The organism is Methylibium sp. T29 (assembly GCF_000576205.1).
GTDB lineage: Bacteria > Pseudomonadota > Gammaproteobacteria > Burkholderiales > Burkholderiaceae_C > Methylibium > Methylibium petroleiphilum.
The window spans coordinates 1-1,987 of record NZ_AZND01000415.1 but is presented as its reverse complement, the minus strand read 5'-3'; the positions used below and the strand labels follow the sequence as shown (position 1 = coordinate 1,987).

General features: G+C 70.6%; 2 protein-coding genes. Both read right to left on the bottom strand.

The annotated features are described in order from the left end of the window. Positions 1 to 52: 52 nt before the first annotated feature. Positions 53 to 1,036, bottom strand: coding sequence for a CoA ester lyase (locus x551_RS21590; RefSeq protein WP_011830830.1), 984 nt, complete (start codon positions 1,034 to 1,036; stop codon positions 53 to 55). Between the two features lie 63 nt (positions 1,037 to 1,099). Then, positions 1,100 to 1,987: phosphoenolpyruvate carboxylase (locus tag x551_RS21585; RefSeq protein ID WP_036251243.1), on the bottom strand; the 888-nt coding region annotated here is incomplete at its 5' end.

Genomic DNA, 1,987 nt, shown 5'->3' with positions numbered 1-1,987 from the left:
GGTGCGCAGCGCGGCGTGACCGAGGCAGCCGGGCGCGCGTCCCCGCGCCGCCTCAGCCCTTGGCCGCCGCGCTGATCGAATCGGCCTTCGCGAGCAGCGCCTCGGCCATGCGGATGCTGGCGATGTCGATCAGGCGGCCGTCGAGCGAGACCGCGCCGCGGCCTTCCTTCGCGGCCTGCGCCATCGCCTCGAGGATGCGGCGCGCCTTGGTCACCTCGGCCTCGGACGGCGTGAACACCCCGTTGGCCAGCTCGATCTGCGACGGGTGGATCGCCCACTTGCCCTCGTAGCCCAGCACCGCGGCGCGGTTGGCCGCGGCCCTGTAGCCGTCGGGGTCACCGAAGTCGCCGAACGGGCCGTCGATCGGGCGCAGGCCGTAGGCGCGGCAGGCCACCATCATGCGGGTCTGCGCGGCATGCCAGGGGTCGGTCCAGAACGCCTGGCGGTTGCCCTGCTCGTCCTTGTCGGTCAGCACCACCGAGTCCTTGTTCACGCCACCGATCACCGTGGTGCGGGCGCGCGTCGACGCGGCGTAGTCGGCCACGCCGAAGCTCATCGCCTCCAGCCGCCGGCTCGACTGCGCGATCGCCTCGACGTTGGCCATGCCGAGGGCCGTCTCGATCAGCACCTCGAAGCCGATGCGCTTGCTGCGCCCCTTGGCGTTCTCGATCTGCGTGACCAGCATGTCGATCGCGTACACGTCGGCGGCGACGCCGGCCTTCGGGATCAGGATCATGTCGAGCCGCGGGCAGGCCTCGACGATGTCGACCACGTCGCGGTACATGTAGTGGGTGTCGAGGCCGTTGATGCGGATCATCATCGTCTTCGTGCCCCAGTCCACCTCGTTGAGGCCCTGGATGATGTTCTTGCGCGCCTGCGGCTTGTCGTCGGGCGCCACCGCGTCCTCGAGGTCGAGGAACACGATGTCGGCGGCCGACGCGGCGGCCTTCTCGAACATCGCCGTGTTGGTGCCAGGCACGGCCAGCTCGGAGCGGTGCAGGCGCGGCGTAGCCTGGTCGATGATGGTGAAGCTCATGGCAGCAAGTCCTCGATGATGGAAAAGGGGAAAGCGGAGAAAGGCAGTGGGTCGCCCGACGCGTCAGCCGGTGGCGCCCAGGCCGGCGGCCGCGCAGTTGATCGACAGCAGGAAGGCGGTGCGCACGTCGTCGTCGCCACCGTCGCGCAGCGCGCGCAGCAGTTGCACCTGCTCGCGGCTGACCTGGTTCATGGTCTGCAGCCGGCGCGCCAGACGGCGACGCAGCTGCGGGAAGCGCTCGGCCACCTGCCTGCCGCCCGACACCTTCAGCACCATCTCGCAGGTGAGGCGGTACTCGCGCTCGATGGCCTGGAAGATCGGCTCTCGCACCGCCGGGTCGGCCACCAGGCCGGCGAACTCGCGCGCGATGTCGAGGTCGACCGTCAGCAGCGTCTTCTCCACCTCGTCGATCACGGTGCGGAACAGCCGGCCCTCGTGGAACATGCGCTGCAGCAGGTCGAGCCCACGCGCCTTGCGCACCTCGACGAAGGCCGCCAGCCCGCTGCCCAGGCCGTACCAGCCGGTCAGCATGTGGCGGTTCTGCGTCCACGCGAACACCCAGGGGATCGCGCGCAGGTCGGCCAGCGTGCGCGCCTGCGTGCGCCGCGCCGGCCGCGAGCCGATGTTGAGCAGGGCCAGCTCCTCCAGCGGGCTGGAGCCCTGCAGGTAGGCGAGCAGGTGTTCCGACTCCATCAGCTGGCGGTAAGCCGTCCACGACACGCCGGAGATCGCCTCCATCGCCTCGTCGAACTCGTGCTTGGGCACCAGCGCGGACTCGCGCTCGGACAGCAGCACGTGCTGCAGCACCGACGACGCGAGCAGCTCTACCTGGTAGTGCGCGGTGCCGCGGTTGGCGTACTTGTACGACACCACCTCGCCCTGTTCGGTGCTGCGGAAGCCGCCGCGGATCGAGCCCGCGGGCAGCGCCGCGATCGCGCGGCCGGTGGGCGC